The 24,907-nt window shown below is 42.6% G+C and carries 27 protein-coding genes, 1 pseudogene and 1 riboswitch; of the genes and pseudogenes, 5 read left to right on the forward strand and 23 right to left on the reverse strand.

The features are described from left to right. Positions 1-32 precede the first annotated feature (32 nt). Positions 33-626 carry a dienelactone hydrolase family protein gene (locus AC0VX1_RS21240; RefSeq protein ID WP_475468817.1) on the forward strand — a complete coding sequence of 198 codons (594 nt, stop codon included), beginning with the start codon at positions 33-35 and terminating at the stop codon, positions 624-626. A gap of 15 nt (positions 627-641) precedes the next feature. Here AC0VX1_RS21240 and AC0VX1_RS21245 read toward each other — a convergent pair whose 3' ends face one another. The 11 genes from AC0VX1_RS21245 to AC0VX1_RS21295 all read right to left on the reverse strand — a co-directional run bounded on the left by AC0VX1_RS21245 (position 642) and on the right by AC0VX1_RS21295 (position 9,434). Continuing rightward, entirely contained in the window at positions 642-836 is a 195-nt protein-coding gene (locus AC0VX1_RS21245; protein WP_054399704.1) for a hypothetical protein, read from the reverse strand. A 25-nt stretch (positions 837-861) separates the two neighbouring features. Then, positions 862-1,068 (reverse strand): Fur-regulated basic protein FbpA, encoded by a 207-nt coding sequence (locus tag AC0VX1_RS21250; protein ID WP_413009159.1) that lies wholly within the window; start codon positions 1,066-1,068, stop codon positions 862-864. A 191-nt stretch (positions 1,069-1,259) separates the two neighbouring features. Then, positions 1,260-2,462, reverse strand: coding sequence for a M20 family metallopeptidase (locus AC0VX1_RS21255; protein WP_475468819.1), 1,203 nt, complete (start codon positions 2,460-2,462; stop codon positions 1,260-1,262). A gap of 33 nt (positions 2,463-2,495) precedes the next feature. Further along, a complete protein-coding gene (locus AC0VX1_RS21260) occupies positions 2,496-3,368 on the reverse strand; it encodes a MetQ/NlpA family ABC transporter substrate-binding protein (RefSeq protein WP_475468821.1) in 873 nt (290 codons plus the stop codon). A gap of 21 nt (positions 3,369-3,389) precedes the next feature. Beyond that, the gene (locus AC0VX1_RS21265) at positions 3,390-4,040 is read right to left on the reverse strand and encodes a methionine ABC transporter permease (RefSeq protein WP_034304722.1); all 651 of its coding nucleotides are present in this window, start codon (positions 4,038-4,040) and stop codon (positions 3,390-3,392) included. Positions 4,041-4,061: 21 nt separating this feature from the next. Beyond that, a complete protein-coding gene (locus AC0VX1_RS21270; protein WP_475468823.1) occupies positions 4,062-5,078 on the reverse strand; it encodes a methionine ABC transporter ATP-binding protein in 1,017 nt (338 codons plus the stop codon). Positions 5,079-5,419: 341 nt separating this feature from the next. Next, a riboswitch (SAM riboswitch) is annotated at positions 5,420-5,531 on the reverse strand. Positions 5,532-5,672: 141 nt separating this feature from the next. Beyond that, the gene (locus AC0VX1_RS21275; RefSeq protein WP_475468825.1) at positions 5,673-6,140 is read right to left on the reverse strand and encodes a GNAT family N-acetyltransferase; all 468 of its coding nucleotides are present in this window, start codon (positions 6,138-6,140) and stop codon (positions 5,673-5,675) included. 72 nt (positions 6,141-6,212) lie between these two features. After that, positions 6,213-6,581: a nuclear transport factor 2 family protein gene (locus tag AC0VX1_RS21280; RefSeq protein WP_034304172.1), complete on the reverse strand. Its 369-nt coding sequence runs from the start codon at positions 6,579-6,581 to the stop codon at positions 6,213-6,215. A 112-nt stretch (positions 6,582-6,693) separates the two neighbouring features. Continuing rightward, positions 6,694-6,867 (reverse strand): hypothetical protein, encoded by a 174-nt coding sequence (locus AC0VX1_RS21285; protein ID WP_475468827.1) that lies wholly within the window; start codon positions 6,865-6,867, stop codon positions 6,694-6,696. A gap of 102 nt (positions 6,868-6,969) precedes the next feature. Then, complete coding sequence (locus AC0VX1_RS21290; RefSeq protein ID WP_475468829.1) at positions 6,970-8,280, reverse strand: amidohydrolase family protein; 1,311 nt, start codon at positions 8,278-8,280, stop codon at positions 6,970-6,972. A gap of 176 nt (positions 8,281-8,456) precedes the next feature. Continuing rightward, positions 8,457-9,434 carry a zinc-dependent alcohol dehydrogenase family protein gene (locus AC0VX1_RS21295; protein WP_475468831.1) on the reverse strand — a complete coding sequence of 326 codons (978 nt, stop codon included), beginning with the start codon at positions 9,432-9,434 and terminating at the stop codon, positions 8,457-8,459. A 185-nt stretch (positions 9,435-9,619) separates the two neighbouring features. On the opposite strand from AC0VX1_RS21295, the gene AC0VX1_RS21300 reads away from it, so the two are divergent. Then, entirely contained in the window at positions 9,620-9,958 is a 339-nt protein-coding gene (locus AC0VX1_RS21300) for a YmaF family protein (protein ID WP_413009151.1), read from the forward strand. 98 nt (positions 9,959-10,056) lie between these two features. Here AC0VX1_RS21300 and AC0VX1_RS21305 read toward each other — a convergent pair whose 3' ends face one another. The 10 genes and pseudogenes from AC0VX1_RS21305 to AC0VX1_RS21350 all read right to left on the reverse strand — a co-directional run. Continuing rightward, positions 10,057-10,845, reverse strand: a complete 789-nt coding sequence (locus AC0VX1_RS21305) for an ABC transporter ATP-binding protein (RefSeq protein WP_063575205.1) — start codon at positions 10,843-10,845, stop codon at positions 10,057-10,059. A 15-nt stretch (positions 10,846-10,860) separates the two neighbouring features. Beyond that, positions 10,861-11,874 (reverse strand): FecCD family ABC transporter permease, encoded by a 1,014-nt coding sequence (locus AC0VX1_RS21310; RefSeq protein WP_475468833.1) that lies wholly within the window; start codon positions 11,872-11,874, stop codon positions 10,861-10,863. Further along, a complete protein-coding gene (locus tag AC0VX1_RS21315; RefSeq protein ID WP_475468835.1) occupies positions 11,871-12,875 on the reverse strand; it encodes a FecCD family ABC transporter permease in 1,005 nt (334 codons plus the stop codon). Before AC0VX1_RS21315 ends, AC0VX1_RS21310 begins: the two co-directional genes overlap by 4 nt. An 85-nt stretch (positions 12,876-12,960) precedes the next feature. Next, the gene (locus AC0VX1_RS21320; RefSeq protein ID WP_475468836.1) at positions 12,961-13,929 is read right to left on the reverse strand and encodes an ABC transporter substrate-binding protein; all 969 of its coding nucleotides are present in this window, start codon (positions 13,927-13,929) and stop codon (positions 12,961-12,963) included. A gap of 830 nt (positions 13,930-14,759) precedes the next feature. Further along, on the reverse strand, positions 14,760-15,605 hold the full coding sequence (locus AC0VX1_RS21325; RefSeq protein WP_475468838.1) for an HAD family hydrolase: 846 nt from the start codon (positions 15,603-15,605) through the stop codon (positions 14,760-14,762). A 118-nt stretch (positions 15,606-15,723) separates the two neighbouring features. After that, a complete protein-coding gene (locus AC0VX1_RS21330) occupies positions 15,724-16,992 on the reverse strand; it encodes a PTS ascorbate transporter subunit IIC (protein ID WP_413009132.1) in 1,269 nt (422 codons plus the stop codon). A 31-nt stretch (positions 16,993-17,023) separates the two neighbouring features. Further along, the gene (locus AC0VX1_RS21335; protein ID WP_053536259.1) at positions 17,024-17,290 is read right to left on the reverse strand and encodes a PTS sugar transporter subunit IIB; all 267 of its coding nucleotides are present in this window, start codon (positions 17,288-17,290) and stop codon (positions 17,024-17,026) included. Positions 17,291-17,305: 15 nt separating this feature from the next. Next, positions 17,306-17,572, reverse strand: a complete 267-nt coding sequence (locus tag AC0VX1_RS21340) for a PTS sugar transporter subunit IIB (RefSeq protein ID WP_048883162.1) — start codon at positions 17,570-17,572, stop codon at positions 17,306-17,308. Beyond that, entirely contained in the window at positions 17,569-19,635 is a 2,067-nt protein-coding gene (locus AC0VX1_RS21345; RefSeq protein WP_475468841.1) for a BglG family transcription antiterminator, read from the reverse strand. The genes AC0VX1_RS21340 and AC0VX1_RS21345 overlap by 4 nt, the downstream gene beginning before the upstream one ends. A gap of 370 nt (positions 19,636-20,005) precedes the next feature. Further along, positions 20,006-20,190 (reverse strand): annotated as a pseudogene (locus AC0VX1_RS21350) (NAD(P)H-dependent oxidoreductase); the annotation flags it as partial. A gap of 276 nt (positions 20,191-20,466) precedes the next feature. Here AC0VX1_RS21350 and AC0VX1_RS21355 point away from each other — a divergent pair. From AC0VX1_RS21355 to AC0VX1_RS21365, 3 genes are read left to right on the forward strand one after another with little or no spacing between them, the layout of a single operon-like run. Beyond that, positions 20,467-21,558: a low temperature requirement protein A gene (locus tag AC0VX1_RS21355; protein WP_063575198.1), complete on the forward strand. Its 1,092-nt coding sequence runs from the start codon at positions 20,467-20,469 to the stop codon at positions 21,556-21,558. A gap of 31 nt (positions 21,559-21,589) precedes the next feature. Further along, a complete protein-coding gene (locus AC0VX1_RS21360) occupies positions 21,590-21,712 on the forward strand; it encodes a hypothetical protein (RefSeq protein ID WP_264639418.1) in 123 nt (40 codons plus the stop codon). Beyond that, complete coding sequence (locus AC0VX1_RS21365; RefSeq protein WP_475468843.1) at positions 21,699-22,349, forward strand: O-methyltransferase; 651 nt, start codon at positions 21,699-21,701, stop codon at positions 22,347-22,349. Before AC0VX1_RS21360 ends, AC0VX1_RS21365 begins: the two co-directional genes overlap by 14 nt. 394 nt (positions 22,350-22,743) lie before the next feature. On the opposite strand, the gene AC0VX1_RS21370 is transcribed toward AC0VX1_RS21365, so the two are convergent. Together AC0VX1_RS21370 and cstA are read right to left on the reverse strand one after the other, a co-directional pair. After that, complete coding sequence (locus AC0VX1_RS21370) at positions 22,744-22,899, reverse strand: DUF1540 domain-containing protein (protein ID WP_065310844.1); 156 nt, start codon at positions 22,897-22,899, stop codon at positions 22,744-22,746. Between the two features lie 144 nt (positions 22,900-23,043). Next, positions 23,044-24,837: a carbon starvation protein CstA gene (cstA, locus tag AC0VX1_RS21375; protein ID WP_475468845.1), complete on the reverse strand. Its 1,794-nt coding sequence runs from the start codon at positions 24,835-24,837 to the stop codon at positions 23,044-23,046. Positions 24,838-24,907 lie beyond the last annotated feature (70 nt).

Raw genomic sequence — 24,907 nt, forward strand, 5'->3', positions numbered from 1 at the left:
CAATAGAAGAAATTCGCACAAGGAGGTAAAAAATGCTGAACATACAGAAAAAGTCCGATACTGTCATCATTGTCATTCACGAAATATATGGCCTGAACCGACATATGCAGGATTTTTGTGAGTTATTATCAAAACAGGGTTTTGATGTGATCTGTCCGGATTTGTTAGAACGTGAGAGGCCATTTGATTATTCCGAAGAGGATGCTGCTTATCGGCATTTTATGGAGAACGTAGGTTTCACGGGTGCTTTATTTAAGATAAAGGATATAGTATCGGATATAAAAGATGCATACCAAAAGATTTTCATTCTTGGATTCAGTGCAGGGGCAACTGTAGCTTGGCTGTGCAGTGAGGAAGAGTGTGTCGATGGAATTGTTGGTTACTACGGTTCGCGTATTAGGAATTATGCAGAATTGGCGCCACGATGCCCTGCACTGCTATTTTTCCCACATGAAGAGCCATCATTTAATGTCGACGAGTTAATTTCAGCTTTAGAAAGTAAGGATGTCGAAGTTCATAAATTCATGGGGGGACACGGATTCAGCGACCCTTACCATTCAAAATATCATGCAGAATCAGCACAAGCAGCCGTTAGCAAAATGCTGGAATTTTTTATGGTGAATTAAGGTTCCGCATTCACCCTACTGCCGTTTTGTATGGATCCAATGTATGGAACCCGCATCACTATGGGGGTGACAGTCATTTTGAACCTTTTTATATTCTGTTTCCAATTCTTTCAAGGTTAACTTCATAAGCTGTTCCACCGTTTTATTTACAGTATGGATCATAAGTTTATAGATTAATTCCTTCCGCCTTTCTTCCACACCCTTCCTCATTTCACCCTCTCCTTTTATTCTAATATTATATGAAATGTATCCCTAGACAGGGGGAATGATCGTCGGATTCCTTCTCTTCGGTTTTGCTTATTTTAATATATTCATTCTCTAAATCGGTTAAGGTCAATTCAAATAGATGGATGTCATTCTTTTTATAAACTCCCTTGTTAATCAACTTATTGATCAGGAAGTTCCTTTTTTTCTCAATGGCTTTACGCAATAATGTCCCCATGATAAATCCTCCTTTTTAATACGTATTGACTTGCCCATTCACAAAAAACCGGAGACACCTCTTTACATGAAAGAAAAGTCTCCGGTTTTCCGGTCAATTAACCTATAATTCCTATTTATTTACTCGGTATTATTAATTTTATAATACTAACTCTGTGATCCGCAGTCAACAATTTTTTTCCTGCATCTTATTTATTTTTGCTTCGCTTCATGAAATGCCGCTTTCACTTGATCCAACAGGTCTTTATCCGAAAGCAATTTATACCCTGTAAGTGCTAGAGCTTTTGCTCCAGTCAGGATGGCCTTGTCTCCAGCAGGAGATTTGGCACAGTCGCGGAATTCATTCGTATGGGCAATCAACTCATCATGTCCAATTTTTATATAAGGATGTGCTGTCGGCACTGCATGGCTTACATTACCTGCATCCGTCGAGCCAAAGCCACTCTCTTTTCGAGGAGCCACCGCTTCCCCTAATTGAGTCAGTTCTTCTTTTAGCAGTTCATCCAGAACTGGATTGATGACAAAATCGAGCACTTCATTTTGGAAACGTTCCACTTTAACCGTGCTTCCCGTGGCAAGTGCTGCACCTTCAGCAACTGCACGTATTTTATTGGATACTTCTTGGCAAAGTTTCCATGTTGTTGCTCTAATGTAAAACCTGGCGGAAGCATATTCAGGAATGATGTTAGGCGCTTCCCCGCCATTGGTGATGATTCCGTGAATTTTGACCTCGGCCGGGAGCTGCTGACGCAAAGCATTAATGCCATTGAACAGCTGAATCACCCCGTCAAGTGCATTCACGCCTTCTTCAGGTGCAGCTGCTGCATGTGCTGACTTCCCGTAAAAATGAAAATCAAGGGGGTCGACAGCCAAAAACGGACTTGTTACACCCGTTTTTCCTGCAGGATGGATAAGGATGGCCGCATCCACCCCATCAAATAGACCGTGCTTCACAAAGCTTCCTTTTGCACTTCCATTCGGCCCGCCCTCTTCAGCCGGTGTTCCGAAAACGATCACCTCTCCGCCCGTTTCCTCCAGTACTTGGGCCAGGGAAATGCCTGCCGCCACACTCGTTGTGCCGATGATATTATGGCCGCAAGCATGGCCTAAACCCGGCAATGCATCATACTCGGCTAAAAAGGCAATTGTAGGTCCTTGCTTTGAAGAGTTTTTTTTGGCGATGAACCCTGTTTCATGGCCGGCAATATTGCGGGTCACTTCAAATCCTTCATTTTGAAGTATTCCGGTTAATGTATCCGAAGCGAAGAACTCTTGATTCCCAATTTCAGGTTTGGCATGAATGGCTTGACTCGTTTCGATATATAATTCGGAATGAAGGTCGATATGATCTTCAATGATCTGCTTATGCTGCTTCAGCACTGATTCTTTCGCCATGTCTTAATCTCCCCTTTTTCTTGAATGCATCCATTACTTTTCATTAGCTGGTTTTGTCCAAGCGTCTTGATAATTCACTAATTCATCTACAGAAACATAGGCAGGAATGGTGTTTCCTTTAAACGTTTTTTCAATGAACGCTTCCACTTCTTTCGATTGATAAAGCTCCACTAATTTTTGCAGCTCAGGACGATCGGCATTTCCCTTTTTAACTGCAATGATATTAATATATGGTTTCGCCGTTTTACTTTCATGGAATAAAGAATCTTTTAATGTAAGGCCTGCTTCGACGGCAAAGTTATTATTGATGGCTGAAGCATCGGCATCATCCAATAGACGCGGTGTATTGCCGGCAGCAACAGGCTGGATTTTCAAGTTTTTCGGATTTTCCTTAATGATTTCCAATGATCCCGATCCATTGAATTCTTCTTTCAATGTAATCAATCCAGCTTCCTGAAGCAGGAGCAGTGCCCGGCCAAAATTTGTTGCTTCATTCGGAACGGCTACCGTAGCACCATCCGGAAGATCTTCGAGACGTTTATGTTTTTTCGAATAAAGGCCCATAGGTGCAATGACAGTCGACCCGATGGCCTCCAATTTCAGATTTTGATCTTGAACGAATTCATCGAAATAGGCGACGGTTTGGAATGAATTGGCATCAATTTCACCTTCGCTTAACGCAAGGTTCGGTTGGATATAATCATTGAAAGTGACCAGTTCGATATTAAGTCCTTCCTCTTTCGCCAAATCGACTATGTATTCCCATGTTCTCGTATCCCCGCTGCTGACACCGACTTTCACAGTTTTTACATCATCCGAACTTCCTGATGCACCCTCATCGTTCCCGCATGCTGCAGCCACGATGGCCAATGCCAATACCATAATCGTTAATAAGATTTTTTTCATTTTTCCTGCCTCCTGTTATTTTTATCTTCTTCTTATTTTTCTTGAAACAAAGTTCCCGGTGGATTGCAATAATTGAACGATGATCACGAGCGCCGCTACTGTGACGATCATCGTCATCGTATCGAACCTTTGGTAACCGTAAGCCAAGGCTAAATCCCCGACCCCGCCTGCACCGACGGCACCTGCCATCGCCGTAGATCCAACAAGCCCGATTGTCGCTGTTGTAAATGTCAGGATCAACGAACTAAGTCCCTCGGGAATCAAAAAGCGGTAAATGATTTGCCATGTTGTCGCCCCCATCGCCTGAGCTGCCTCGATGATCCCTTTGTCCACTTCCAACAACGAGTTTTCCACAAGCCGGGCAATATAAGGAGCCGCGTAAAAGATTAGCGGAACAATGGCCGCATTCGTTCCGATCGCACTGCCGACAATCATTCTTGTAAACGGAATGAGTGCTACAAGCAAGATGATGAAAGGAACGGACCGCAGGATATTGATGATCGGGTTCAATACATTAAAAATCCATTTATTCTCCAGGATGTGACCCTTTCTTGTAATGACAAGCAGGATACCGAGCGGAAGCCCGATCAATCCGGAAAATATCAATGAGATGGCTACCATATAAAGTGTGTCACCGAAAGCTGTCGACAGCTGTTCTGCCGTTATTTCCATACCCCAAAGCGTATTACCCATTTATACTTGCACCTCCTGGACGAGAATCCCCTCATCTTTAATATATTGATAAGCCTTGTCGACCTCATTTTTGCTCCCGGTCACTTCGATGATCAAATTCCCGAAAGGCGTTTCCTGGATTTCAGAAATATTGGCTGATAAGACACTTAAATGAACATCATATTTCTTCGAGATCGTTGAAAGTAAAGGAGTACCCGAAGTAGTTCCAATAAAATTAATTTTCCAAATAATCGGGATATGGGACCCTATGCTTTTTAAGAAACTTTGTGGAATTTCGTCATGTATGACCGTTCTCACGAAGTTTTTTGCAATATCCGTTTGCGGCTTGGCAAAAACTTCGAAAACCGAACCTTGTTCAACGACGCAGCCGCCCTCCATGACCGCTACCTTATTGCAAATTTCCCGAATGACAGACATCTCATGAGTGATTAGCAGGATGGTGATATTGTATTCTTTATTAATTTTTTTTAAGAGCTGCAGAACTGCACTCGTTGTTTGTGGATCCAATGCCGACGTTGCTTCATCACACAATAAGATCGATGGATTCGTAGCCAATGCCCTCGCAATGCCGATTCGCTGCTTTTGCCCGCCGGATAATTGTTCCGGATAACTCTTTGCTTTGCTCGATAAGCCAACGAACTCCAACAGCTCGCCTACACGTTTTTGAATTTCCTTAGCTGGAGTTCCCGATAATACCAGCGGCATGGCAATATTATCAAAAACAGTTTTTGAGTTTAGTAAGTTGAAATGCTGAAAGATCATCCCGATTTTTTTCTTTTCTGCCCGTAATTCCTTCGGGCTTAATTTGGTTAAATCCTTGCCACCAACAATCACCGAACCATCTGAAGGATGTTCAAGCAAATTGACCAACCTGATTAACGTACTCTTTCCGGCCCCGCTATAACCGACTACCCCGAATATATCCCCCTTTTCCACTGTCAAATCAATGCCCTTCAAAGCCTCGACAGTCTGTTTCTTTGTTTGATAAACCTTTTTGACATTTTGAAACTCAATCATCCAATCTCCCCCCACGCTGTTTATTTGTACGAATTCTTTATCCAGAGAGAAGAGCTTTGCAACGTTTCATAATGATAGAGTTAATTTTCGAAATTCACGAGTAAAACTGCAAAATTCACGAGTAAATGCACCAAACTCACGAGTAATTACGTGAAACTCACGAGTAACTGCGCCAAACTCACGATTATTGCGCGAAACTCACGAGTAATTGCACCCATTCTCCAAATAACCATATACATTTTGAATAAACAAAAGAGGCCTCTTCCGTCATCAGACAGAAGAGGCCTCTTTTAGACATAAAAAAGAGTAAACTCTTAAATTAATTATCTAAGAAAAGCTCCTTCTTATCTTTCAAACTTTCGTCCGTTGGAATTAGCACAGTATTTTTACAAAAGTAAAAACCCGCTGCCGAGGTATCATAGGGCCAAGTCCCTCCACATCTCTTGATAAGAATTAACGTTATATTTAATTATGTCCTTCACTATATATTCTAATTTCGCTAAAGTCAACCATATTTTTCATCGCGATAAATAGTTTCATAGTATAGTGAATCGATACTTTTTTATTATATCAATATATTTTATATTTCTACTTTTATAATGATTTGCTCATTCTCCATACAGGGTATTTTTCATTTTCTTCCCTTATCTTCACCATGCCTGAATTCGTATATAAAGAAATCGCCCTTTGATTATCCGGAGAAACCCTTAAGTGATATTCGGATACATTAAATTGCCTGAAAAAGTTTTCTGCGTAGCGGACCAATTCCTTGCCAAGGCCTTTACTGCGGTATTCGGGAATAAGATAAAATAGATTCACATAGCCAATTTCAGTTCCTTCGTACTCCCGAATTTGAAGTTCCATTTGTCCAATCGCTTCTTGGTCCTTTTCAATGATCACCTGTCCATCCGGAAATTTGCGGACCCTTTCTTCCATTCGTTGCAGATAGGCATGTTCATCTCCAAAACCCGCATCAGTTCCAAAACTTACAACAAAGGAATCTTTCCGAAATTTAATGATAGTATCTTTATCTTTGTCCGTATCAATGGTACGAAAGATCAACTTCATCACTCCTATCATTTTAGTGAAATAGTTTTCAAGCAGGGAAAACTTTCTTTTTCATAAATAAAAGTCTTAAAGGGGCCCTTTTGTTTTTGTGCCTTGATGAAAAAACATCTGCCATCTTCCATTCGCACATTTCCAGATTGAACTTCTTAAGGTATGTTCCAGCTTATCTTCATCAAAAATCCGGTATGTAATTAACACGGTATCATCAGACAATGGATGCATCTCAAATTGACTTAGGGTCATGTTCACAGCTCCGGCTCCCTCTTGCCCCATAAAATCGCTTTTTGACCATATGTTACCCGAACTGCCGAACTCAAAGAAATCATCTTTCAATAATGATGAAAGCTCTTCTGGAGATGTACGAACTTCAGATTTTAACAATTTCTCCTCCAGCTGATACAAATGCTCTTTTAATAATGAAGATTCCCTGTCCATTCATCTTGTCCTCCTATATCAACCATTTCCCTCGAAGCAACGAAATTGGAAAATCGCGAATAATTAATACGTAGATTTTCAGTAATTCATGAACCATGCGATTTAAATTTTTTTATCCAGCTGCTTGCAGATTAGCAGTTGGCTCATATTGCGGCCATCGGCATTTTCTCGTTTTTAACCGTTTTTGCCGTCCCCATTTTATTACTATTTTTAGCTGGCTGACTTCGTAACTGGACTCACAGCGGATTTCTAAGTAAACCATTGATTCCACAATACTAGCGGCCATTCCTTTTTTACCTCTAAATATTTACTCCCGCAACCCATAAAAAAAAGGAGCTGCTAATGGCAGCTCCTTTCTTCTGTGCATCCGGTCGTTTTCCCATCAGTGTTATCTTGATAGGGTGCCTTGCAGACGATTGGTTTCGGCGATTACTTTTTCTTCATCGATCGTTAAGCAGCGGCCATCTTTCACTACCACTTTTCCATCAATGTATACATCACATACGTCATTTCCGCGCGCTGCATAGAGCAGGTGCGAATAGGCTTCACTCAGTGGCTGCAGGTGTTCTTTGTTATATGGGTAAATGGTGATGAAATCCGCTTTTTTACCAGCTTCCAGTGATCCTGTATGACCCATGCCTATCGCTTCGGCGCCCATTCTTGTGGCCATGGCGAGTGCTGTTTGGGCAGGGAATTTTGTGGCATCCTTATATATTCCTTTTTGCAGTAATGCGGCTGTCCTCATTTCTTCGAACATATCGAAGTTGTTATTGGAGGCAACGCCATCCGTTGCCACTCCCACTTTAATGCCTGCATCAAGAAGGCTTACGACATCTGCTATCCCAGATCCGAGCTTCAGGTTACTGATTGGATTATGGGCAACGCGAACATCATGCTGTTTTAGGATCGCCCGCTCTTCATCATTAAGGACCACACCATGTGCCATGACGGTGGGCTGATCGAACAGGCCTAGACGGCGGAGGTGCTCGACAGGACGGGATCCGTAACGTTTTTCGATGTCGAGGATTTCAAAGTCCGTTTCCGATACGTGGATGTGCACCATCAAATCATTCTCTTTCGCAATTCGTGCACTTTCCATGATCGCTTCAGGCGTGCAGGCATATGGGCTATGTGGTGCGACCATGGTAGTCAGGCGGCCATCGGCAAATGCTTTATAGTTTTTTGAAAACTGCTCAGCCCCCATGAGGTTCGCTTTTTGGTCTTTTTCGGTACCCAAGCTGAAAATCGTATAGGAAAAGGCTCCACGCATTCCTGTTTCGCCTATCGTCTCCATGACGGCACCGGCATCTATTCCATTAGGATTGAACATATCCGAAAATGTCGTGGTTCCTGATTTCATCATTTCCATAATGCCTAGCTGTGAACTTACAGTGGCGATTTCCGTTGTAAACTGGCTTTCGATCGGCCATATTTTCGTTTCAAGCCATGGCTTCAGCAGCATATCGTCCCCGATACCGCGTAAAAGGGTCATTACAATATGCGAATGGGCATTCACAAGGCCTGGCATGATCCATTTCCCGCCAAGGTTGACCACATGATCTGCATCTGACAATTGCTGTTCATCATGCTGGCCTATGTAGGATATGGTATGATCTTGTACAATCATCATGCCGTTTTCAATGATTTGGTTTTCCTTGTCCATCGTAAAAAATGTTGCATTCACATATATTGTTTTCATAAGTATTTCCTCCAAAGTCGTATCAGTATCAACATGTCCTATTCCGAATTCTAAACTAGCACCTTACAGGTAATCAAGTAATTCCATATTATCAGGGGCCATTTCACTTTACCTTAGGAACCTATTGGAAGAGCACCAAGATAAATGCTTCAATTAAGTGGTTATCCTTTGTGAAATCAGCTGCTTAAAAATATCTTCCCTTTATTGCTCGTGACAATAATCGCTTCTTGAACATCTTGAAGGCTGTAGTGGGAATCGGGCATCATGAACTTCAACTTTTCATCAGCAATGAACCCCATCAAAAGGTTAAATGTTTCCTGCCAAGTTCGAACGGAAGCCTGCTGATTCCAATGCCGAAGATGAAACATTTTAACATCCACTTTTGTCCTTCGTGAAATTTCCGCCCAATTCACTGACTGTCCTGATAAAAGGCCAATCGTCAATAAGATGCCATTAGGCCGTACACAAAAAGCCAGTTCTGAACCATCGGTGCCGCCCACTGAATCTATGGCCGCTTTCGCACCGCGCCCATTCGTCATTTCCATCACAGTATCATGCAATGATGATCGGGATGTATCGATCACATATGAAGCACCAAGTTTAAGCAGTTCTTCCGTATACTTATCGTTTCTCGTTACAGCAATCAGCTTAAATCCAAGAATCTTGGATAACTGGGCGAGTATACGGCCAATGGAAGATCCGCAAGCATTTACGAGTAATACATCATCCGGTTTCAAAGTTAATACTTCTGTACAGATTAGCCATGCGGTTACCGGATTTATATATAATTGCGCTGCTATATGGTCTTCAATCGAATCCGGAATGACGATGGCCAGCTCCGCTGATGTTTTAACATAATCCTGCCAGGTCCCTTCACCGCGCAAGGGCAGTACACGTTTGCCTATCAGCTCTTTCGAAACTGCTGGACCCACCTCTTCAACAATGCCGACCCCTTCATAACCAGGTATGGAAGGCAAGGGGATTCTGTGGGAATAGGCACCGCGAATGGGCAGCAAGTCAGACGGATTAATGGGACGTGTGATCATCCGAACGAGGACTTCCCCCTCGAAAGGTTTTTGTATACATTTATTTTCAACCTTTAATACCTTTTGCGGATCCCCAAACTCATAGAATTTAATACATTTGGCTTCCAAAATAGTAGTCTCCTTTAATATATAAGTCTTTCCATTTTAACATTTAACTGTGGAATTATTATATTATGATTCTGGTTTTCCACGTTTTAATCCCTCCTTCCATAAATTTGTCGTTAAGAATCATCTTGTTGTTCCAAGCATATGTTTTATAAAACGTTTTTTATTATGTACAAGGGGTGAAGAGATTGAATAAGGTAGGAAAAAATGATTTTGTATCTGGTTTTGTACCACATCACAATCATGGATCTGTTGATTATACTTCCATAGCGGACGGCCATGTCCATCAATGTTTAGATGTAACATCCCCGCCAATTTCAGCACAAGAGGGAGGACATATTCATTATACTGAAGGATATGTGTTATTTGAGGATGGACATTCCCATTATTATAAGGCATATTCGGGACCGCCCATTCCGGTTGGAAATGGAATGCACGTTCACTATTACGATTTTTACACAACGGAAGATGATGGGCATAGACATAGAATTAACGGGGTCGACCAACCTGCTCCAGGAAATAAATAAGAACAAAAAAAACATCAGGGGGATGGGAAATCCCCCTGATGTTTTTTTGCCTTCGATAGACTCTAAATGCATCTCTAACTTTATTAGAAATAGTTTTTCTAATCCTGAGATAAACCAATGGGAATGCATAGAGGCGTTTGATCAACAGGGTTTTCAATAATACAGCATTCCAGTCTGAAAACGTCCTTGATCATCTCTTTTGTGAATACCGTTTCAGGCGGTCCCTCTTTATAGATTTTTCCCTGCTTGATGCTAATCAGATGATCGGCATACTGTGCCGCTTGATTCAAATCATGCAGAACCATGACAATCGTGCGTCCATACGTTTCGTTTAAATCGCGCAGTAATTCCAATATTTCAATTTGGTGCGCTAAATCCAGATAGGTTGTCGGTTCATCTAACAGTAAAAGGTCGGTTTCTTGTACCAAGGCCATCGAAATCCATGCTCTTTGCCTTTGTCCTCCAGATAATGCATCCAATGTCCGATCAGCGAACTCCGTCATTTTTGTTGCTGATAAGGCACGTTCGACAATCCTATGATCTTCTGGGGTTTGTCTGGAAAATAAGCCTTTGTGCGGATGCCTGCCATAATAGCATAGTTCTTTAACGGTTATATCCTCCGGAGCTTCCGGAGCTTGGGGTAAGATGGCCAATTTCTTCGCCACTTCTTTGGAAGATTGCTGATGAATGGACTTTCCATCTAAATAGATCGTGCCTTGCTGCGGCATCAATAATCTAGCTAGGGACCGCAGAATCGTAGATTTGCCACAACCATTGGAACCAATGATTATACTGATCTTACCTTCAGGAATTTCCAAATCGATATTATCAATGATTTGAGTTGCCCCATAAGAGAGCGAAAGATGCTCTGCTGATAATGTTGTCATGATATTCAGCCTTCCTTATGTTATTTTTCTTTCACGGCGCAATAGATATAAAAAATATGGTACACCAATCACCGCAGTGATAATACCGGCGGGGATTTCTATTGGAGGGAACAATCCTCTTCCCAGGCTATCGGCAACAAGTAGAAAGATAGAACCAAAAAGAGCTGAAGCGGGAAGTAAAACCTTGAATTTTGACCCTACCACTCTCCTTGCAATATGGGGGGCGATCAAACCAATGAACCCGATTGAACCAACCGCAGCTACACAGACTCCGATCAATATAACTGAAACGCTTAACAATATATAACGCAGTAATTTTGACCTTTCACCGAGACCTGTGGCCATATCGTCTCCAAGGCTCAGTACATCCATTTTTGAAGTTAATGCAATCAATACCGGTACAAGCATAAGACATGGTAGCAAAATGAATACTTGATCCCATCCTCTTCCCCATAGACTGCCAGTCAACCACAGCAGTGTCGTGTTTACATCATCCGGGAACTTGACCATGAAATACTCTATGCCAGCTTGACATATGGCCCCTAAAGCGATTCCGACCAAAGCTATCGTATTTGGTTGTGCTCCTTTTTTATAAACAAATATCATCAAAATGGCCGCCATGACCGCCGCTCCGATAAATGCTGAAAGAGGCAGTATGATAATGGGCGATTGCGGAAATAAAACAATGACGATAACTGCTGCCAATCCGGCCCCTTTTGTTACCCCAATCACATCTGGAGAAGCCAGCGGATTTCGAAGGACCCCTTGCAGAATGGCTCCGGCCGTTGCCAATCCGGCCCCCACTATCACGGCAATCAGAATGCGCGGTATGCGATAGTTGTGCAGAATGAATGTCTGACTTTGCATGCCATTTCCAAGGAAATTTTGGAGAATTTCTAAAGGTGAAATATAAATGGCCCCTAAGCCCAGGCTCACGATTGCTAAAATCAGCACGGTAACCGTCAGCAACAGGATAATGGAATAAGGGGGCAAAGTTGATTTCAACCCAAATGTCCGTTTTAGTTTCATTGCTTAATATTCCTCCCTCTCTTCGCTAAATAAAGGAAGAATGGCGCACCGATCATAGCGGTTACGATGCCTACCGGCGACTCAAAAGGATAAGCGATGAAACGTGCGAGAATATCTGCGTACACTAAGAGTAAAGCGCCGAATAATGCAGAAAAAGGGATGATCCTTCGATAATCCCCGCCCACCAGCCTCCTGACGATATGAGGAATGATCAATCCCACAAATCCCACTGGGCCTGCGACGGCAACCGAAGATCCTGCCAAAATGATCACCAATATTCCTGCTAAAATACGGATTCGGTACACCCGCTGCCCAAGTCCCTGCGCCATATTTTCTCCTAAGACAAGGATGGAAACAGATCGAGAGAACATGGCAGCGACAAGCAGCCCGAAGATAGACCAAGGAAGAATCATGTTCACGTGGGCCCATGTTTTTCCATTAATTGACCCGACTAACCAATAGAGCACATCTTTCGCTTGTTCATTAAAGATGATCATGCCTTGCGTTAAAGAAGATAAAAAAAAGTGAACAGCCATTCCAGCCAATGCCAGCTTCACTTGGGTCATTCCTCCTCCCGAAGCAAAAGAATAGACTGCCATCCCTCCCATTGCTGCACCAATGAATGCAACGCAAACTAGAGACACGGAAGAGAGGTTAGGAAAGAAAACAAAAGCTGACACAATAAAAAATGAGGCACCGGCATTAACACCAAACACTTGCGGAGAAGCTAATGAATTCCGAGTAATAGCCTGCATGAGAGCACCCGCTACCGCTAAATTGGCACCGACCAATGCTCCAACTAAAGCTCGTGGCAATCGAAGAGTCCTTATAATAGTCTGTTCCTTGGACGAGTCGGCCTCAAAAAAGGACTTCAAAACCATTGATGCATCAATATCGGACGCTCCCACAGAAATACTCGTCAGGATGCCTAAAATTAACAAAACGATCCCAGCTATAGCCGTACATAATACTTTCAGTTTACTTCTACCTACAGTTTCCATTTTCTATACAACACACTTCCTGACAAAATTTAAACCTAATGGAAAGCGAAGTAAGAATGGGATCTCTTACTTCGCTTTTGTTCGTCTATTCTTCTCCAAGCATGTTTAAAGTGTCTTTAGCAATGGCCTCCGCTGATACAACACCGCGGTATCTCGTCCATAAGTCTCGATCAACACTATACACTTGTCCGTTTTTTACAGCCTTCAAGTCTTTCCAAAGTGGATTGTCTTTCCACTCATCAGTAAGTAACTTACCCTCATTGTTCGCTAAAAGCAACACATCCGGATCGATCTCGACAAGCTGCTCAAGGTTCATCTCGGCATGTGGCTGTTCCTGCTGAATGGCATTTTTCAATCCCATGCGCTCAAGCAATTCTCCATCATAAGAAGATGAAGTATGGGCTTGGAATGAAGTATCTCGTACAACTGCTGGTAAAACCGTCATATTTGAATCAACAGTAAGCTTTGATTTAAGTTCCTTAATCGTTTTTTCATGCTCACTCAATCTTTTTTCTGCAGCATCTTCCTTATTCACTGCCTTTGCAATCGTTTTAAATGAATCCAGGTTTTCTTGATAGGTAGATTCCCGGCTTTTTAAGACAATGGTAGGAGCAATCTTCTGCAAATCTTTATATATCCCTTTATGCCGCTCAGCATCTGCAATGATTAAATCCGGCTGTAAAGAACTGATCACCTCTAAATTAGGCTGCTCACGTGTCCCTACAGAAGTATAATCCATTTCTTGACCTACAAGTTTTGTAATCATATCTTTTTTGTTGTCATCTGAAATCCCGATAGGTTTGATCCCTAGGGCATTTAAAGAATCAACGAAAGACAGCTCAAGCGTAACGATTTTTTTCGGAGTATCTTTCATTTCCGTTTCTCCCATTTCATGCTTAATCGTCCTTATTTCTTGATTACTTGTTTTGGCAGAAGTCTTCTCTGCTTCCGTTGTTTTTTGAGAATTATTACATCCTGATAACATCACCATAATCGCAAGTAACAGGGTGAATGCTCCTCCCCCAAACGTTCTTACTTTTCTAAATTCCCTCATATTTTGCACCCTTCCCGTCATCTATACCTTCTTCACGAGTTAATCATAATTGAAAATGATTATCATTATCCTGCTGTTATGATAAAGTCATAGATTGATACCGTCAATATTAATGAAATTTTGTGAATAAAAATCATTATGGCCATTAAGACAATCTGCATGCATTTTATTGATAACGTGAAGTTGAACTTTAAAAAAAGTAAAAAAAGAGCAAACCCGTTAAGGTCTGCTCTTTCCTGTTTCAAAGATTCATTTTCTATTAATCAGCATCTCTTCAAGAGGAAACTCTTCATTGGAAGCTTCTTTTTTTGAGCGTTTTATGGAGGTTTTGATAAGAATGGTTGAAGCAATTGATAATGCCCCCATGATCAGGTAACCTGTGGATCTTGAAAACACTTCAATCAAGATGCCGATTAGGACTGGACCTAAAAACGTTCGGCGTTGATTTCAGAAATCCGCTCCCTTTCCGCCGACTGTCTGCCAAGCCGCATCAAAGCAAGCGTCTGTGGGGTCTCGGCTAGCCAGTTATTCGGCAGGAGTGTCGCAAATTTCTTCAATAATGAGGGTTCCATAAAACAATAAAAACCAATAGGGATAATCTAGTTTTGTTTTAAAATCATGGTTCGGGATGAGACCAGACTTAAAAAACAATCCAGTTGATTGGAACGGAAGGTACGAGACTCCTGCGGGAATACGCGTCCAAGGGAGACCCCACAGGCGCAAGTGCGCCGAGGAGGCTCCCGGACCGCCCGGAAAGCGAGTGCCCTACGTTCCAATCCACGTTCAAATTTCATAAGCAAGATTGGATCTTCTTTGCCTTCCAGAATATTTTAGTGAAACTTTGCCTTTAAAAAGCGATACAGTCCATCTTCTCGATATGAATACTCCGTCACTTCATCGGCTTGTTCTTTGACAAGGTCAGTGGCGTTTTTCATGGCAACGCAATGTCCGGCGAGTTTAAATAGCGGGAGGTCATTTTCGCCATCGCCTACTGCCAGGATCTCTTCGGGTGCTAGCTGAAAATGTTTCAGCAGCAGTTGAACGCCTGTTGCTTTTGTGATGCCTTCCACGGTCACTTCTACATTATGATGGGTGGAGGAAGCTGTGGTAAAGGCATTGTACTGCTTGATTTTCCCCAACTCCGCTTTCCATTTTCGAATCGTATTCATTTCATTGCTGAAAAAGTAGATTTTGGCGACGCTCTTTATATCCAGTTGTTCTGACCATCTTATCTTGTCTTCGACTGCGTCCTGTCTTGATAGCCATTCATTTTCATCGACTGTTCCAGGTTTTGGTTTCAAACCTTGTTTAACCATATAGTCTTTATCTTTAAGCAATGCCATCCGTGTTCCTTCGTTCGGATGAACTTCGTAAAAAATCTCTTCCGCTCCTGCTTTGGCGACCAATTCTTCGACAAGTTCCGTCGACAGGGCGTGCTCGACAATCTGTTCCTTTCCGATGAATACGGACATTCCATTGGCGGTCACCATTCCGTCGGCCTCCATGCCGGCCGGCAAAACGTCCCTCACCTCTTCCAGCGTTCTTCCTGTTGCAATGAAAATCAGCTTACCGCTTTCCCTAAGTTCGCCTATGTATTGTTCCAGCGTCTCATTCACAGTATTTCTTTCGTTCAATGTCGTGCCATCCAAATCAAGCACAATTGCTTTGTTGGCCATGCCAATCACCTCAAAAATCAGAATGATGTTAAAATGCCAACAGCCCATTATCTATAAGATCTTAGGCTGTTGGTTTCATTCATATATTTTTACTTCTGTACCTTATTAGTATAACAGTTTAGGATAATCCTAAAAGTTTCATGACACTCAGGATCAAGAGACCTACCACACCGAAGTCCGAATCACCAAATGTGGTGCCTTCAAACCCTACATCCCCCAAGAAGACCAAGAGTATTGCCGGCAGGAAACTGATGATGAGTCCGTTGGCAAACGATCCAAGCATCGCTCCGCGTCTGCCTCCCGTGGCATTTCCGAAAACACCTGCTGCAGCTCCGGTGAAGAAATGCGGTACGAGCCCAGGAACGATTACTTTCAATCCAAGTGCCGGAAGGAGGAACATAGATAGTAGTCCAGCCAGGAAACTGAATAGAAACCCGATGATCACTGCATTTGGAGCGAATGGAAAGATGGTCGGACAGTCCAATGCAGGTTTTGTATTCGGCGCCACTTTATCGGCAATCCCTTTGAATGCAGGGACGATTTCAGCAATTAACATCCGTACTCCTGCAAGGATGATGTAGACTCCCGCAGCAAATGTTATCGCCTGGATGAAAGAGAATACGATGAAGTTCGAACCGCCCGATAATTCCGTTTCGATATAGTTCTGCCCGGCAAACAATGCGACGATCACGAAGAACATCGTCATCGTAAGCGATACAGCGACCGATGTGTCCCTCAGGAATCCTAAAGACTTGGGAACCTTGATTTGTTCTGTTGTTTTTTCCTTATTTCCAAACCATTTTCCCACATTCGCGGATACGAAATATCCGATAGTCCCAAAATGGCCGATGGCAAAATCATCGCTGCCGGTAATCTTCCGTACGTATGGCTGAAGGAGGGCTGGGAACAACACCATGCATACTCCTAATAAGATGGAGCCGACCAAGATAAGCGGAAATCCGCTGAGCCCGCCGACGGATAGGGTGACTGCAAGTAAACAAGCCATGAATAAGGTATGGTGTCCCGTTAAAAATATATATTTAAATCGCGTGAAACGAGCAAGCAAAACATTGACAACCATCCCAAATACCATGATAAGTGCAGTCGAAGTCCCAAAATCACTTTGGGCGGCTGCGACAATGGCTTCGTTATTCGGTATGACGCCTTGTACGTTGAATGCATGATCGAACATTTTACTGAATATATCAAGGGCGCCAATGAGCACTGCCGCTCCCGCTCCGATGATAATGAAGCCCATGACGGTTTTTAGCGTTCCGGATACGACATCCGCACTGGATTTCCGCTGTAACAGCAGTCCAATGAGGGCAAACAGCCCCACAAGTATGGAAGGTGTACCCAAGATGTCATTCATGATAAGTTCCAGCATTGCCTCTCCCCCTCTTCTTTATGTTTTCTTCTTATAGATGTGAAGTTAATTTCGATGTGATTTCAGGAATGCTCATCATGTTTTCCAGTGTGACGATCGTCCGGGTTCCATCATCCAGCTGACCGACAATATCCGCCGCTCCCAGGAAAATATCAGCCTGAACCGTTTTTGCGGATGCCAGATCCGTATGATCCACCTCGGCTGTCTTCCCCATTTCCGTCAATGCTTTCTTCACATTCATCTCCATGATGAAGCTGCTTCCCAATCCATTACCGCACACTACCATGATTTTCTTCATATCCATCTCTCCTTTTTATCCTACATGCATTTCCAATTTAGATTTGATTTCAGGGATGCTCATCATGTTCTCCAGTGTGACGATCGTCCGGGTTCCATCATCCAGCTGGCCAACAATATCCGCTGCCCCCAGGAAAATGTCAGCTTGAACCGTTTTTGCGGATGCCAGATCCGTATGATCCACCTCGGCCGTCTTCCCCATTTCCGTCAATGCTTTCTTCACATTCATCTCCATGATGAAGCTGCTTCCCAATCCGTTTCCGCATACTACCATGATTTTCATTCCGCTTCCTCCTTCGAATATTTATGAACGTACTCCATAAGGACCGATTTATCTGAAGTGCTTACTATTTCTTCTATATTGGCCGGATCATTCAATAATTGAGTGAGCTGGATCAATGCCCGCAGATGCGAATCGATATCTACGGCCGCCAAAATGATAATCAGGCGAACCGGTTTATCCGGAGCAAAGTCCACGGCTTCGTCCAATTTCAGCAGACTCATGGATAAAGACCTGACCCCCTGCTCCGGGCGTGCATGGGGAATCGCCACTCCAGGCGTTATCACTACATATGGTCCATTCGTTTCTATGGCCTCGATCATGGCATCCACATATCGTTCTTCGACGGTACCTAAGTCCACGAGAGGCTTGGCCGCGACTTGAATCGCTTCTTTCCAATCGGAAACTTGCTGCTGTAATTGGATCGTTTGCATATTGAGCAGTTCTTCTAACACGGGCTTCTCTGCCTCCTTTAAAGAAAATTGGGTTATTTTTGGTGTATGGGTATACACATTCGACTTCAAAGCCTTTTCAAGCTGATCCTGTTCATGGATGGTTGCATACTTGGAAATGATCTTTAATAAAGCTGCAACATCCACACTATCCGTCGAATATCCATATAATTCCTGCATGACCTGCTGGCGCAATGTATGTTTGTCCTGCATTTCCAAAATCGGCGGTACAACGAATAATGCCGCTTTTGTTCTCATATGCACGGTCGAGAAAACAAGATCGTACGACAGCGGGTATTCAGCCGCATTTCTAACGGACAAAACATCCAGGAACAAAATATCAGGAAATAACTCCCTTAATGTATAAATGAGGATATTGCTGATGCCGATACCATTCGGGCATACGACAATCGCCCGTTTTCGATCATCCAATGTAGTGCCTTGCCTGCGCAGCCATCCGCCAAAATAAATCGTGAAATAGGCCACTTCTTCTTCCGATACTGGACAGCCAACCTCTTTCTCCAACACCCACAGGGATTTTTTTGTCAAATGATGCAGTTCGGGATATACCTTCTGCACTCGTCCCGTCATCGGATTCATTTGCGGGAGACCATACCGCAGGCGATAATATGCCGGTTTAAAATGAACGTATAATTGCTGGCATAGCTGCTCTTTGTCTTTCAGGTGAACAAATGCCAGCCTCTCGAACTCTTCCACGATTTCCTGCAAAAGGTGTTGAATGACTTCATCATCCTTAAGAGGGGAAATATCCTTCGTTCGATTCATGCTCAATAAATGTAAGGCTGCATATAAGTTTTCCGTTTCGCTCCATACTGATTGAAAGGCATCCGTCCCGGTCATCTCCTCGACCAGTTTGTATTCTTCCGTCGCAACAAACGGCGTCCAGCTCTGGTCGGCCTGTAACTCTTCCCCTTTTCCTATGAGCTGATCTGTACATAGAAATAAATAGCTCAGTTCATGAAGCCGTTCATCCGTAAAGGTGATGCCCAATTTACGTTCGGCCCTTTCAAGCTGTAACCGGATCGAGCCGATTTGCTTTTCATGATTTCCCCATATGCACTCCATGATCCATTCACTATTGGGACTGTTCAGTACATCATGCACGAGACGTTCAATGATATATCTCTTTGTTCGGCTGTCCCCAATCACCACGTAGCCATCTTGTTTGGAATACTGGATCTTGAGCGATAAGTCTCTGTTTTTCTCTTTAAGTCTTTTTAAATCCTTCAGCACCGTATTTCGCGAAACCCCGGTGATCGTCTGGAAATGATAGACGGATAATTCTTCTTGGCTTAACAGGATCATAAGGTAAAAAACCTTTTCCCTATCTGTCTCTGAAAATATATAATTGCGTTTTGTCAGTTTTACATTCAATTCTTCATCCCTGATTGTTTCAGAAAAGGAGTAGCCCATTTCACGATTATATTGAATCGGTTGATATCCATGAAATTGGAGCCAGTCATTCGCTTTGCTCAATCCATATTGAATCTGCCTTCTCGTCAGACCTGTTTGGGCTTCAAGTTCTTTCATTTTTGAAATGGGCGAATGCTGTAATAGTTTTAGTAAATTGGCGCTTCTTTCATCTAAAAACATTCTCAATCCCTCTCCCTGCTTCTACGATATCTCACTTCTTATTAAAAATGTAGCGTTTCTCAGTCCGAATGTTGTCATGGTTACTGCACAATAATATACTCTTTAAACATTTGTGCACAATACTGCATGTAATCAGTTTTCAATACAGGCTATATTTGGAAGGTTTGTACATATGCAGTTTGGAGGCAAGTGAGGTCATGAGGACAAGGTATAAAGCGGATTCGGGGATGAAAGTTGAGGGGGTGGAATGAGCGTTTTAAAGGGCTTCATCTAATCAAAATGAAAGGGAAATCAACGTTCATATTTTACAAAACCCAAGAAGAAGTAGCTTGATTTCAGAAATCCGCTCCCTTTCCGCCGACTGTCTGCCAAGGCCAACTGATTTTTTGGTAAGAACGGCGGACTCATGAGGTCTTGATGCCCAGTCCAATGTATTTTTTAATACGTCTGGCATTCCAGAATCGTACTCAGGACTTACGATAAATACGTCGACGTCCTGGATGGCGGATTTAAATGATCCGAATCAACCATATCTATCAATGATTGAGCAATGATTCAATTATAAGAATTTTCCCGTAAACTGCCGCAAATAAGACCGATGGTTCGGGTCATCTACTTCCCTCCCTGTTTATCTCATGCGGCACCACAATATACCAAAAGTAAAAAAGCGACGTTACTCCTGATTACAAGCTTGTATGTACTAAATTTGGCTTAACTTAATATTGGGAAAAAAGAACTTCATATCTTACCTCAAAGTTATATTGGACCCCTTCCATTTTCTGAATGTTTCCAACATACTATAACCTATAAGGCGTTGGGAGGAGTACAGAAATGGATGAAAAGAAAGTTACATGGTTAGAGCTCTTTTATGATTTGTTATTTGTGGCGGCCGTTGCGGGCGCAACTCATGTTTTACTGCATGTTGAAGATGGATATATCCATCCAGAGTATTTATTAAAGTTCGTGCTGATTTTTATTCCTATCTGGTGGGCTTGGGTAGGGCAAACCATATTTATTAACCGGTTTGGAAAGGATGTATTTCATCAACGGCTATTTTTGATATTGCAAATGTTTTTTGTTCTGATCATGACATCAAGCCTATCTGCAGATTTTGATCCTTATTACCTTTCTTTTTTAATTGGTTATATTGGTTTAAGAGCCGTTACTGCTATCCAATATCTCGTTGTACAGCGGATAGAAGAGGGATTTCGAAAAAAGGCAGCACTCTTTTTGGGAAGGTATTTTTGGATTGGAATCGCCATTTCAATATTGTCCGTCCTTTTTGATTCTTGGCTTCGGTATGCTGTGTTGTATTTGGGCATCCTGGTCGATATCATTGTCCCGATCCTTGGAAGAAAGTGCTTGGAAAAGGTTCCTACAAATACGGCCCACCTGTTGGAGCGCTTTGGCCTATTTACCATCATTCTCTTTGGGGAAGCTCTTGTAAGCACGCTTGCGGTCATTCAACCTAAACAAGGAAATTGGGATTCGATAGCCTTTTCCATCATTTCATTTGCCCTGATAATAGCCATGTGGTGGCAATATTTCGATAATATGGACAAGAAAGTCGACAAGTCTGTACAATCTTCCGGCCAAATCATCATTTACGGTCATCTGTTTATTTTAATGTCTATAAGCATGATTGCAGCAGCCATCAGGTTATTGTTTTTACATGAGGTCCATTATTCATTTATCCTCTATTTTGTTTTTGGTTCCGTATTGCTCTATTTCATGTCAGCAACGTTTGTTTTCCACCAATATAGACATAAGCACCAGCGGTTGCAAATATATCATTTAGGGTTATTTTTAGGGATTTTAGCCGTCTTTTTTATTTTTAATTTGTTTGTCGGTGTACCGAATATTGTGATAATAGCCGAATTAACACTGTTCTTTATCATCTATGCTAAACTAACGACTACATAAAATCTTAGTCGGTGAATTAAAAGCGATTGATATGTTAATCAACGAATTCATTCAATTATTTGAAATACAAGAAAATGAAGAAGCAGCCGAAAAGGGCAGTGAAGAAAAGGAAACTTCCAATGAGAAAGGAATGGAAATGAATGAAACAAATTAACAGTTATATCGATTCATTATTTTATACTGAAGATGATCTTTTGGAAGAAGTCATTGCGTCCATACAAGAAAACGGAATGCCGTCCATATCGGTTTCTCCCTCATCTGGAAAACTTCTTACCATGCTCATATCCATTTCAGGAGCTAAAAATGTGTTGGAAATAGGCGCTCTTGGAGGCTATAGCGGGATCTGCCTTGCCAGGGGTTTCGGCAACGAAGGTACATTAACCTCCCTTGAATTACAGGAGGAATACGCAAAATTAGCTTATCGCAATCTAACCAAAGCTGGCTTTGGCGATCAAGTATCCTATATGACCGGAGCAGCCCTGCAAAGCCTTGAAAAACTCGCTCATGATAACAAGAAATTTGATTTCTTCTTTATAGATGCTGACAAGGACAATTATGAAAATTACCTGCAATATTGCATTAAACTCGCAGAGCCAGGCGCTTTAATCGTCATGGATAACGTACTTGCAAGGGGCAGTGTCGCAGATCCGGATGCTGAACCTAAACGTCACACTGCCTTTATGAAGGCATTCAATGAAACCGTGGCCAAACATCCTCAACTGGAATCAATGCTAATCCCAATCGGTGACGGGCTGACCCTTTCAAAAGTAATCAATCAAACTCACGAGTAAATAGTGCAAATTCACGAGTAAACTGCTCAAACTCACGAGTAAACGGCTCAAACTCACGAGTAAACGGCTCAAACTCACGAGTAAACGGCTCAAACTCACGAGTAAACTGCCTAAACTCACGAGTAAACTGCTCAAACTCACGAGTAAATGGCGAATTCACGGGGTTATCGCACGAATTCTCGTGGATATCGATCAAATTTTTGATTTTATCGATCAAACTCAGTTTATATCTGCCAAAATCACGAATAAATCGCTCAAACTCACGATATTGTCACCCAAATATCCTTTTCATGAAGAAAAATAAAATGAATTTCTATATTCTTGAATGAAAATGATTTTTATTATCAATAATAAAATGAAAGAGGGCAACCAGTTGATGGTTACCCCCGATGTTTTAAATTTCTGGATCAAATGTTTTGCAATCCGTTTCTTTGCTATTTGATGCTTGGTTCCCTTTATGGCTGACAACATAAATAGCATCTGCGCTGCATTTGTTTCCAGAATCCCAATATTTACAATTATTCACTTCACATAGAACATCTTTTGCCATCTTATCACACCTCCTCATTTGCTATCATTAACAAAGTTGGGGTTATTGATACTTTCCTTTTTAAGGTTTTGGTGTCTTGATTTTAATTGCTGGCGTCATGACGTACAAAAATCCGGGCAGTTTCCACCCGGATTTTTTATATGCTTATGCGGATCTTTTCAATAGTTCTGCTTGAGGGATTTTCCAAAGCTCCCGCCATTTTTTCAAGGCGGCAACCAGGATGATCAAGCCCAGGATTAACATGGTGATCGATAATATTCCGTTCAAGATGCTGAATCCTGCAGAGTCCGGGTTCAGGTATACGTTTTTCACCATCCAGTACCCTGCTACATTGACTGTTACATATAAGTAGGCAAGGGGTACGAGGCATGTCCAGATATACCAGCGTTTGTCTGCGATTTTCAGTACGACGGTCGCACCGATTATGAGTCCAATCGAAGCCATGAGCTGGTTGGATACGCCAAAAAGTGCCCAGATCGAACCGATGTCCCCAGAGTAAAGCAGATATCCCCAGATAAAGCAGGCTAATGCGCTGGCAAAGATGTTCCCCGGCAGCCAGTCGACTCGTTTTAATGGTTTATAGAACTCCCCGAAGAAGTCCTGGATTAAGTAACGGGCAACACGTGTCCCTGAATCGATGGCAGTTAATATGAACACCGCCTCGAACATGATGACGAATTGGAAGAAAAACGAAGCCAGTTTGTCAAAGAAGGGGATTTCGGTGAAAATATAGGTCATGCCGACAGCAAGTGTAACTGCCCCGCCTGTCCGTCCCTCCAGATTAATGCCGATTTCTTCACTGAGTTCGTCAAGGTGTACGGTTTCCATACCTAATGTTTGAAATACTTCAGGTGTGGAGTTAATCGCAAAATAATCTCCTGGCTGCAGTGAAACCGCAGCAATCAATGCCATGATGGCAACGACACATTCCACAAGCATCGCTCCAAAACCAACGGATTTGATATCACTCCAACGGTTTAACATTTTTGGAGTTGTACCGGATCCGACAAATGCATGGAATCCTGAAATCGCGCCACAGGCGATGGTGATTGAAATGAATGGCCAAACAGGACCGGCTACAATCGGGCCCCCGCCATTAATGAATTCGGTAAACGCAGGAAACTGGATTTCTGGATTCACTACGAAAACGCCGATAATCAATGCGGCAAATACACCGATTTTCATAAATGTACTCAGGTAATCACGAGGTGCCAGCAGCAGCCAAACAGGCAAGGCGGCAGCGAAGAAAGCATAGATCGGCAAAATGATGGCAAGTGTGCTCGCCTCAAGTGTCAATAAGTCGCCAAGTGCCGTTCCTTGAATGTTCGGCCCAAGTAAAATTGCGGCCATGATGAGCCCGAACCCGACGATGGTCGCCCCTTTCAGGTTGCCGGTTTTTTTATGGTAAAGCCCTACACCCATGGCGATTGGAATGGTGATCCCGACAGCGAATGTCCCCCATGGATTGTATTCCAGAGCATGCAGAACGACCATTGAAAGTCCTGCCATCGTGATCGTGATGATAAAAAGCATCGCGAGCCCTGTACAGAAGCCTGCTACAGGTCCAAGTTCTTCTTTCGCAACTTCCGAAAGGGATTTGCCGTCTTTACGCATCGACGCGAAAAGCACGACGGCATCATGGACGGCTCCCCCGATTACAGCCCCGATCAGTAGCCATAATAAACTTGGCAAATACCCGAATTGTGCAGCAAGGATCGGTCCCACCAAAGGACCAGCCGCTGCAATGGCTGCAAAATGGTGGCCGAATGCCACCCATTTATTTGTTGGAACATAATCTTTTCCATCTTCTAATTTATGGGCCGGAGTCGGCTTGGAATCATCAAGTTTTAATACTTTGAGTGCTATGAATGTCCCGTATAAACGGTAGGCAATCATTAATATACAAATGGAGCCTATGACAATTGTAACCGCATTCATATTTGAACCCCCTCTATTACTTACATCGTAAAAAATGATATCACAATGAAAGCGAATTCAATGGGTTTTC

It is taken from the genome of Peribacillus sp. QJM3NY_7, from assembly GCF_056173225.1.

Bases quoted from the DNA above. Each gene is read 5' to 3' on its own strand.
- AC0VX1_RS21240 (WP_475468817.1), top strand. From the start codon at position 33: ATGCTGAACATACAGAAAAAGTCCGATACTGTCATCATTGTCATTCAC.
- AC0VX1_RS21245 (WP_054399704.1), bottom strand. From the start codon at position 836: ATGAGGAAGGGTGTGGAAGAAAGGCGGAAGGAATTAATCTATAAACTT.
- AC0VX1_RS21250 (WP_413009159.1), bottom strand. From the start codon at position 1,068: ATGGGGACATTATTGCGTAAAGCCATTGAGAAAAAAAGGAACTTCCTG.
- AC0VX1_RS21255 (WP_475468819.1), bottom strand. From the start codon at position 2,462: ATGGCGAAAGAATCAGTGCTGAAGCAGCATAAGCAGATCATTGAAGAT.
- AC0VX1_RS21260 (WP_475468821.1), bottom strand. From the start codon at position 3,368: ATGAAAAAAATCTTATTAACGATTATGGTATTGGCATTGGCCATCGTG.
- AC0VX1_RS21265 (WP_034304722.1), bottom strand. From the start codon at position 4,040: ATGGAAATAACGGCAGAACAGCTGTCGACAGCTTTCGGTGACACACTT.
- AC0VX1_RS21270 (WP_475468823.1), bottom strand. From the start codon at position 5,078: ATGATTGAGTTTCAAAATGTCAAAAAGGTTTATCAAACAAAGAAACAG.
- AC0VX1_RS21280 (WP_034304172.1), bottom strand. From the start codon at position 6,581: ATGGACAGGGAATCTTCATTATTAAAAGAGCATTTGTATCAGCTGGAG.
- AC0VX1_RS21285 (WP_475468827.1), bottom strand. From the start codon at position 6,867: ATGGCCGCTAGTATTGTGGAATCAATGGTTTACTTAGAAATCCGCTGT.
- AC0VX1_RS21290 (WP_475468829.1), bottom strand. From the start codon at position 8,280: ATGAAAACAATATATGTGAATGCAACATTTTTTACGATGGACAAGGAA.
- AC0VX1_RS21305 (WP_063575205.1), bottom strand. From the start codon at position 10,845: ATGACAACATTATCAGCAGAGCATCTTTCGCTCTCTTATGGGGCAACT.
- AC0VX1_RS21310 (WP_475468833.1), bottom strand. From the start codon at position 11,874: ATGAAACTAAAACGGACATTTGGGTTGAAATCAACTTTGCCCCCTTAT.
- AC0VX1_RS21315 (WP_475468835.1), bottom strand. From the start codon at position 12,875: ATGGAAACTGTAGGTAGAAGTAAACTGAAAGTATTATGTACGGCTATA.
- AC0VX1_RS21320 (WP_475468836.1), bottom strand. From the start codon at position 13,929: ATGAGGGAATTTAGAAAAGTAAGAACGTTTGGGGGAGGAGCATTCACC.
- AC0VX1_RS21325 (WP_475468838.1), bottom strand. From the start codon at position 15,605: ATGGCCAACAAAGCAATTGTGCTTGATTTGGATGGCACGACATTGAAC.
- AC0VX1_RS21330 (WP_413009132.1), bottom strand. From the start codon at position 16,992: ATGCTGGAACTTATCATGAATGACATCTTGGGTACACCTTCCATACTT.
- AC0VX1_RS21335 (WP_053536259.1), bottom strand. From the start codon at position 17,290: ATGAAGAAAATCATGGTAGTGTGCGGTAATGGATTGGGAAGCAGCTTC.
- AC0VX1_RS21340 (WP_048883162.1), bottom strand. From the start codon at position 17,572: ATGAAAATCATGGTAGTATGCGGAAACGGATTGGGAAGCAGCTTCATC.
- AC0VX1_RS21345 (WP_475468841.1), bottom strand. From the start codon at position 19,635: ATGTTTTTAGATGAAAGAAGCGCCAATTTACTAAAACTATTACAGCAT.
- AC0VX1_RS21355 (WP_063575198.1), top strand. From the start codon at position 20,467: ATGGATGAAAAGAAAGTTACATGGTTAGAGCTCTTTTATGATTTGTTA.
- AC0VX1_RS21360 (WP_264639418.1), top strand. From the start codon at position 21,590: ATGTTAATCAACGAATTCATTCAATTATTTGAAATACAAGAAAATGAA.
- AC0VX1_RS21365 (WP_475468843.1), top strand. From the start codon at position 21,699: ATGAAACAAATTAACAGTTATATCGATTCATTATTTTATACTGAAGAT.
- AC0VX1_RS21370 (WP_065310844.1), bottom strand. From the start codon at position 22,899: ATGGCAAAAGATGTTCTATGTGAAGTGAATAATTGTAAATATTGGGAT.
- cstA (WP_475468845.1), bottom strand. From the start codon at position 24,837: ATGAATGCGGTTACAATTGTCATAGGCTCCATTTGTATATTAATGATT.